This is a genomic window from Kitasatospora sp. NPDC057512 (assembly GCF_042802135.1).
Classification (GTDB): Bacteria; Actinomycetota; Actinomycetes; order Streptomycetales; family Streptomycetaceae; genus Kitasatospora.
Genome location: NZ_JBHVET010000404.1, coordinates 1 through 7,598 on the forward strand (window position 1 = coordinate 1; position 7,598 = coordinate 7,598).

Below are 7,598 nucleotides of genomic sequence, written 5' to 3' on the forward strand. Positions count from 1 at the left end.
GATTCGTCCTCAAGCACGTCTCGGTGGTCGACGTGTTCGTCATCGCCACCGGCTTCGTGCTGCGGGTCTGCGCCGGCGCCATGGCGGCCGCCGTCCCGATCTCCTCCTGGTTCCTGCTCTGCGTCTTCTCGGTCTGCATCCTGCTCGGCTTCGGCAAGCGCCGGCACGAGCTGACCTCGGTGCAGGGCGGGCCCTCGGAGCTGCACCGGCCGGCCCTGCGGGCCTACTCCGTCCCGTTCCTGAACAGCATGGTCACCTTCGCCGCCTCGGTCACCGTGCTCGCCTACGTGTCCTTCCTGCAGAGCGACGCCGCGGCCGGCGGCATGCGCCAGCTGCGGATCCTGCTCTCCACCCCGCTGGCGGTCTTCGCGATCGCCCGTTACCTGCAGATCCTGCTGGTCAGCGAGGGCGGCGGCGAACCGACCCGGACCCTCTTCACGGACCGGACCATGCTCGCCGTCGGCGGACTGTGGCTGACCGGCTTCGGCCTCCTGCTGGCGGTGCAGTCGTGGTGACGGCCCCTCGGCCCGGGCGCTTCGCGCTCCCCCGGCCCCGGCGGTCCTGGTTCCTCGCGGACCGGGCCGCCACCTGGCCGGTCCGGCTGCTGGCCGCGGTGAGCGCCGGGTGGCTGCTGTTCTGCGCGCTCCAGGAGGCCCTGACCGGCCGGGCCTGGTTCTGGGTGGTCCCCGGGGCCGCCCCTCCCCCGGTCCTGCTCGGCGTCCCGCTGCTGGTGCTGCTGGCCGCGCTGGCCGTCCGGCTGCGCCGCGGCCGCGGCCGGGTGCGCTGGCCCGCCGTCATGGGCGTGCTCTCGCTCGCCGTCGGGCTGGACCAGTCGGGACTGACGCTGGCCGCGGCGACGGCCGACCGGACCGTGCCGCCCGGCGCGATCCACGTCGTCGCGCAGAACACCGAGTACTGGGGCTCCGACGTGGACCAGGACCGGTTCTACGCCTACCTCAAGGCCCGGAACGCCGACGTGTACCTGCTCCAGGAGTACCTGCACTGGGACGACGCGGCCGGCGCGGACGGCGCCCGCGAGGTAGACGACACCGCGCGGCTGAAGCGCGAGTTCCCGGGCTACCAGGTCGTCACCCGGGGCGAGTTGGTGACCCTTTCCCGGTTTCCCGTGGTGGCGCAGCCGCCGGTCGGCCCGGACCGGGAGCTGCGGGCGCGCGGGGAGGGCGACTGGTCGCGGGTCTTCGCCGGGGCCAAGGTGCTGCGCACCGACCTCGCGGTGAACGGCTCGGTGATGTCCTTCTACAACGTCCACATGCTCGTACCGGTCGCCTACGGGATGCCCCCGCAGGACTTCCCGGCCGACGTGCACCGCCGGCAACGGGAGCGCCGGCAGCAGTTCGACGGGCTGGTCCGGGACGTCCGGGCCAACCCCGACCCCCTGTTCATCGCCGGCGACTTCAACACCAACGCCGGCATGGGCGACCTCAACGAGCTGCGCGGCCTCACCCAGGACGCGGCGGACGCGGGCGACACGATCCTGCCGATGTCCTGGGACGCCGGCAGCTGGCACGACTGGTGGCGCTTCGACTGGGCGTTCACCGCGCACGGTGCCCGGACCCACCGCTACTCGCTGAGCGGCCCCGAGGGCACATCCGACCATCTCCGCCAGGACGCCTGGATCTCCGGGCCCGCAACGGGAGGCACACATGGCTGATCCGGAGGCACACATGACCACCACGGAGACGCGCACGGCCGGCGCACGGCCCACGGTGTCGGTGATCATCCCCAACTACAACTACGAGAAGACCATCGCGGCGGTCGTCGAGTCCGCCCTCGCGCAGACGTACCCCGTGCACGAGGTGCTCGTCGTCGACGACGGCAGCTCGGACCGCTCCCCGGAGATCGTCCGGCGCTACCCGGTCCGGCTGATCACCCAGCGCAACGGCGGGGTGTCCGTCGCCCGCAACCGCGGGGCGGCCGAGAGCACCGGGGAGATCCTGTTCTTCCTGGACTCCGACATCGCGCTGGACCCGGACGCGGTCGCGAACGCCGTGGCCCTGTTGGAGGAGCAGCCCGACCTCGGCTGCGTCCACGGGGTGGTCGGCAAGCGGGCGCTGTTCGACGACGGCCCGGTCGAGCGCTACCGCGTCCTGCACGAGTACTGGTGGCGCCGGCGGGCCACCGGCCGGGTGCGCACCGTCTTCTTCGCCATGTGCGCGATCCGGCGGGAGGTGTACGAGGAGATCGGCCCGCTGGACGAGACCCTGCGGGAGTCGGAGGACGTGGAGTACAGCGAGCGGCTGGCGGCGAAGTACCCGATCCTGCTGACCGAGCGCATCACCGGCCGGCACGACGACGTGGAGCGACTGGGCGCGCTGCTCGGCGAGCAGTACCGGCGCTCGCAGCTGCTGGTGGCGTTCGCCGGCGCCCACCGCTTCAGCCCCGGGGCGCTCAAGGCGAACCGGATGCCGGGCGTGCTGGCCACCGCCGCCGCCTGGGGGAGCCTGCCGCTGCTGCTGCTCTCGCCCAGGGCGGCCGTCCTCCCGGCGCTGGGCGTGGCCTGGTTCGCGGTGGCGGACCCGGGGCTGGCCCGGTTCGTGGTGCGCGACCAGGGGCTGCGGTACTACCCGGTGTTCGTCGGCTACCACTTCCTGCTGCACACCGCGCTGGTGGCGGGCGTCGCCCGGGGCGCGGTGCGGGCGCTCACCGAACGCGGCTTCCGGCGGCCGCGCCACCCGGCGTCATGACGGACGGTGCCACGAGGGACGGTGTCACGAGGGACGCACCCGAGGGCGCTCCGGCCGACGGGTCCGGGAGCCGTACGGCCGGCCCGCCGCGGGGCCGGCGCCGGCTGCTGACCGCCGTCCTCCTGCTGGCCGGCGGCGCGGGCCTGGTCGCGGTGGCCCGCAACGACGCCTGGAGCCTGGTGACCAGGATGGCGGACGGGTGGTCCCTGGCCCTGCTGGCGGTGTCCGTGCTGACGAACGTCGGCGGGCTGCTGCTCGGCCTGCTGTCCTGGCGGGCCGTCCTGGACGACCTGGGGCCGCCCGTCGGGCTGTTCGGCAGCGCCCGGATCTTCTTCTGCGGGCTGCTCGGCAAGTTCCTCCCGACCCCGGTCTTCGGGCTGCTCGCGCACATCCAGCTGGGCGCCGAGTACGGGGCCACGGCCGGGCGGATGGTCACCACCTACGTGGTCAGCCTGGGCATCACCATGCTGACCGCCTGCCTCGCCGCGCTCGGCATCGCGCCCGCCGTGCTCGGCGGGAACACCTGGTGGCTGGCCCTGCCGGTCCTCGTCCTGCTCTGCTTCGTGGTCCGTCCCGGCCTGATCGGCGCGGCGGTGGAGCACGGCGCCCGGCTGTTCCGCCGGCCGCCGCCGTCCGGGCGCAACTCGCCCCGTGCCGTGCGGGTTTCGCTCGCCCTGGCCCTGCTGTCCTGGTTCTCGGCCGGCCTGCACCTGTGGCTGATCGTGGTCGCCCTGGGCGGGCCGCCCGGCCGCTCGCTGGCGGCCTGCGTCGGGGGCTTCGCGCTCGCCACCGTCGCGGGCACGCTGACGATCGTCCTCCCGGACGGCCTGGGCGCCCGGGAGATGGTCCTGGTGCTGTCGCTGTCGACGGTCGTGCCGGTCTCCACCGCCGGCGCCGCCGCGATCGTCTCCCGGCTGGTCTGCACAGTGGCCGAACTGGGCACCGCCGGGGTAATGATTCTGGTGACCAGGTCGCGGCGGGGCACTCCCCCGGCCGCGCCCGGCGACACCACTGCCAACCCCCCTGGAGGGACGACTGATGCGGTACCGCAGCCTCGGAGTTGACGGCCGGTCGGCCAGCGCGCTCTGTCTCGGCGCGATGACCTTCGGCACCACCGTCGACGAGGAGACCGCGACGGCGATCCTCGACCGGTTCACGGAAGCCGGCGGGACGTTCATCGACACCTCGAACAACTACGCCTTCTGGGCGCCCGGCGCGAACGGCTACGAGAGCGAGGAACTGCTCGGCCGCTGGACGGCCCGCCGCGGCAACCGCGACGACCTGGTGCTCGCCACCAAGCTCGGCGCCCGCCCGGTGCCCGGACTGCCCTTCCCCGAGCACATCGAGGGCCTGTCCGCCCGCGCGGTGCGCGAGGCGGCCGAGGGCAGCCTGCGCCGTCTCGGCACCGACCGGCTGGACCTGTACTACGCGCACGTGGCCGATCCGGCCGTACCGGTCGAGGAGACCATGGGCGCCTTCGCCGGACTGGTCGCCGACGGCAAGGTCACCGCCCTCGGCTGCAGCAACCACAGCGCCGACCAGCTGGCCGCCGCCAACGACCTGGCCGCCGACCGGGGTTGGCCCGGCTACCGGTGCGTCCAGCAGCGCCACAGCTACCTGCGGCCGCGGCCCGACGCGGACTTCGGCGTCCAGAAGCACGCCGACGAGGCCCTGCTCTCGTACCTCGCGGCGCGGCCCTCGATGGCGCTGCTCGCCTACTCCCCGCTGCTCGGCGGCTCCTACTGCCGCCCGGACCGCCCGCTGCGCGCGGAGTACGAACGGCCGGAGACGACGGCCCGGTTGGCCGTGCTGGCGGAGGTGGCCGAGGAGACCGGCGCCACCGTCAACCAGGTGGTGCTGGCCTGGCTGATCGGCCACCCCGTCCCGACCGTCCCGGTGGTCGGCGCCAGTTCCGTCGCCCAACTGGAGGAGAGCCTGGGCGCGTTGGACCTCGTCCTCGACGAGGAGCAGCGCCGGCGGCTGGACACCGCGGCCTGACCGGACCCCCTCCAGCCGTCGGGGCCTGTCGTGCGGGACAGGCCCCGGCCCCGTGCCCGTCGGTTCAGAGCCAGCCCTCCTTCGCCGCGCGCACCCCCGCCTCGAACCGGCTGCGCGCGCCCAGTCGGTTCATCAGCTGGGAGCTCATCCGGCGCACCGTGCGCAGTGACAGCCCGAGCCGCCGCGAGGCCACCTCGTCGGTGCAGCCGATGCTCAGCAGGAGCAGCAACTCCCGTTCCTGGGGCGTCAGATCGTGCTCGTTGCGGCGCGGGTCCTGGCCGAACGGCGTACCCGCCGCCCAGAACTCCTCGAACAGCAGGGCCAGCGCGCTCACCACCCCCGGGGTGCGGACCTCCAGCGCACCCGCGCGGCCGTCCTGCGGGTCGATCGGCACCAGCGCGGTCTCCCGGTCCACCACCACCAGCAGCAGCGGCAGGAAGGGCACCGTGCAGGCCTGCCCGCCGAGCCGGGTGAACCAGCGGACGTACTCCAGCGTCGCCGGGTCGTTGCGGAAGCTCTCCTGGTAGACGCTCCTGATCCGCACCCCGCGCTCCAGCGCCTGCCGGTCCAGCGGTTCGCTGGCGTCCATGGTGTCCGGCAGCTGGGCGCCGCCGGGCAGCAGCGACAGGCACTCGCGCTCGGCGGTGGAGGCCAGGTCCTCCAGCCGCTTGCGGACCATGTCCAGCCCCTCCAGCCGGTGGATGACCTCGTACCGCGAGGCCTGGTTGGCGTTGAACCGGGCGCTCAGCGCCGTCACCGCCTGCTCGGCGGACTCGATCTGCCGCTGGCGCCGGCTGAGGTCGGCGGTGGCCCGCGAGAGCAGGAAGCCGAACCCGATGTCCGGGTTGAACGGCACCGCGTCCAGGCAGCCGTCCTCCAGGTTCACCAGGTCCAGCTCGGCCAGCCGGTTCAACGCGGACCGCACCCGCTCCTCACTCCACCCCAACCGCTCGGCCATGTCGACGACCCGGAACCCCGGCTCCTCCACGATCAGCCGGTACACCGCCTCCGCCGACGGTTCGATGCCCAGCACCTCAAGCACAGCAGATACCCCCGTATGGTCCCGCTCGTCACCACAGGGAGGCTAAGCCAGCTCGCCGACTAGGTCTATACCAATATTTCTCGGATGCCCGCCGCCCCGCCCCGGGGGCCGGCAGCACGGGTCACGCCCCGCCGGGCAGGCGCACGGCGGGGGCGTGACGCGTCCCGGGCCGCGGCCGGTCAGAACCGCCAGGCGGGGTCGTCGGCGATCGCCAGCAGCTCGTCCGTCCCCAGGCCCGCGCCGGGCGCGCCGGCCCACTGCTGGAGCGTCACCGTCCGGCCGTCGGCCCGCTGCACGCGGACGTACTGGGAGACGCGGCCGTCCTGCGGGAAGGTCAGCGTCATCGCCTCGCCCCGGGCGCCGCCCGGGAGTTCGGCCACCTGGCAGTTGGTGCGCGGGGCGACCTCCCGCGGCGAGGGCACGCCGGGGCGCGGCGTGACCTCGGGCAGGGCGATCGTGGCGCAGAGCGGCACGTTCGGGGCGTCGGCGGTCCGGTCGGCGCCGCCGACGAGCTCCACCCGGCCCGCCGGGGACGCCCAGTCGACCCGGAAGGTGCGGCCGGGGATGTCGCCGCCGCGCACCGTCGTGCCGCCGCCCGCCGGGAGCAGCCCGGCCAGGGTGGCGCCCAGCTGCTCGCTGCTCCAGCCGGTGGGCCGGCCGCTGCTGGGGCCGAAGGAGTCCGCTCGCAGCGGCCGCGGGGCGTCGCCGGCCGCGCCGGCCAGGGTCAGCGGGCCGGTCAGCGGGTCGGCGGCCGCCACCGTGCCGCCCGGGTCGTGGGCGGCGCCGCCGGTCGGCAGGCCCGCCAGCAGGGCGGTCAGGGCCGCGGTGGCGGCCACCCCGGCGCCGGCCCGCACGGCCAGCCGCACGCCGCTGCGGCGTCGTCCGGCGGCCACGGCCGCGTCCACCGCGCCGGCGGGCAGCGGCGGCTCGGTGCCGAGCCCGGTGGCGAGCAGGGCCCGCAGCTCGTCCTGCCCGTCGAGGGCGTGGTCATGTGTCACAGCAGTTCCTTCAGGGGGGTAGGGGTGACGGCCAGTTCGTCGAACGGGTCGGTCTCGCCGAGCAGCTCGCGCAGCCGGGCGAGAGCCCGGAAGGTGTGGCTCTTGACCGTGCCGGCGGTGCAGCCGAGCGCCTTGGCGGTGGCCGCGATGTCCAGGTCGACCCAGAACCGCAGGACCACCACGGCCCGCTGACGCGGCGGCAGCGCGGCCAGCGCGGCCCGGACCTGGAGGCCCAGCGCGGGGTCGGCGCCCTGGCCGGCCCGGTCGGGCAGCGCGGGCGTCGGGTCCTCGCGCCGCCAGCGGCGCCGGGTGTGGTCGATGCAGGACCGGGTCAGCACCCGGTGGGCGTAGGCCTCCAGGTTGGCGATCCGGTGCCGCCTGCCCCACACCGCGTACAGCTTGGTCAGTGCGGTCTGCGTGATGTCCTCGGCGTGGTGCCAGTCGCCGCACATCAGGTACGCGGTCCGCCGCAGGTGCGGCAACCGGTCCTCGGCGAAGCCGCGGAACTCCTCCAGGTCTGCGCTACGCACAGGGCGTGCCCTCCGTTCGTCTCTGCCCAGTCCGACGGAGCGGACCCGCTGCCGGGATGTCACCGGAGAGGGAAAAACCCGAGGGATCTTTCTGACGGGCCGTGACATCCTCTGCGGCCCCCTGCTCCGTCGATCCAGTGGCAGGGCCGGCGAGCGGCCGCCGAATCCAGGGGCGTCGCCCCACCGAGAGGACACTATGCAAGGCATGCACAGGAGAGGCCCGCGGCGGGTGGGCCGGTGGCCGGCCGTCGCGCTGGGCGCGGTGCTGGCGGGGACGGCCGTCGCCCCGGCCGGCTGGGCGTCGCCGGCCGGGGCCCCCGCCGCC

At 74.7% G+C, this 7,598-nt stretch carries 7 protein-coding genes and 1 pseudogene; 5 read left to right on the forward strand and 3 right to left on the reverse strand.

What is annotated here, in order from left to right; all coding sequences use genetic code 11:
* The 5 genes and pseudogenes from ACFU6K_RS24270 to ACFU6K_RS24290 all read left to right on the forward strand — a co-directional run.
* A pseudogene (locus tag ACFU6K_RS24270) lies at positions 1–515 on the forward strand (prenyltransferase); the annotation flags it as partial.
* A complete protein-coding gene (locus ACFU6K_RS24275) occupies positions 509–1,672 on the forward strand; it encodes an endonuclease/exonuclease/phosphatase family protein (protein WP_380666298.1) in 1,164 nt (387 codons plus the stop codon). The pseudogene ACFU6K_RS24270 and the gene ACFU6K_RS24275, both read left to right, overlap by 7 nt.
* A 13-nt stretch (positions 1,673–1,685) precedes the next feature.
* Positions 1,686–2,705 carry a glycosyltransferase family 2 protein gene (locus ACFU6K_RS24280; protein ID WP_380666300.1) on the forward strand — a complete coding sequence of 340 codons (1,020 nt, stop codon included), beginning with the start codon at positions 1,686–1,688 and terminating at the stop codon, positions 2,703–2,705.
* Positions 2,702–3,769, forward strand: coding sequence for a YbhN family protein (locus ACFU6K_RS24285; protein WP_380666302.1), 1,068 nt, complete (start codon positions 2,702–2,704; stop codon positions 3,767–3,769). Before ACFU6K_RS24280 ends, ACFU6K_RS24285 begins: the two co-directional genes overlap by 4 nt.
* Positions 3,744–4,703, forward strand: a complete 960-nt coding sequence (locus tag ACFU6K_RS24290; protein WP_380666304.1) for an aldo/keto reductase — start codon at positions 3,744–3,746, stop codon at positions 4,701–4,703. Before ACFU6K_RS24285 ends, ACFU6K_RS24290 begins: the two co-directional genes overlap by 26 nt.
* 64 nt (positions 4,704–4,767) lie before the next feature.
* Here the strand turns inward: ACFU6K_RS24290 and ACFU6K_RS24295 are convergent, their stop codons facing one another.
* From ACFU6K_RS24295 to ACFU6K_RS24305, 3 genes are all read right to left on the reverse strand, one after another.
* On the reverse strand, positions 4,768–5,745 hold the full coding sequence (locus ACFU6K_RS24295; protein ID WP_380666306.1) for a LuxR C-terminal-related transcriptional regulator: 978 nt from the start codon (positions 5,743–5,745) through the stop codon (positions 4,768–4,770).
* Between the two features lie 179 nt (positions 5,746–5,924).
* Positions 5,925–6,743 carry a hypothetical protein gene (locus ACFU6K_RS24300; protein WP_380666308.1) on the reverse strand — a complete coding sequence of 273 codons (819 nt, stop codon included), beginning with the start codon at positions 6,741–6,743 and terminating at the stop codon, positions 5,925–5,927.
* Positions 6,740–7,273 (reverse strand): SigE family RNA polymerase sigma factor, encoded by a 534-nt coding sequence (locus ACFU6K_RS24305; protein WP_380666310.1) that lies wholly within the window; start codon positions 7,271–7,273, stop codon positions 6,740–6,742. The genes ACFU6K_RS24300 and ACFU6K_RS24305 overlap by 4 nt, the downstream gene beginning before the upstream one ends.
* Between the last annotated feature and the right edge of the window lie 325 nt (positions 7,274–7,598).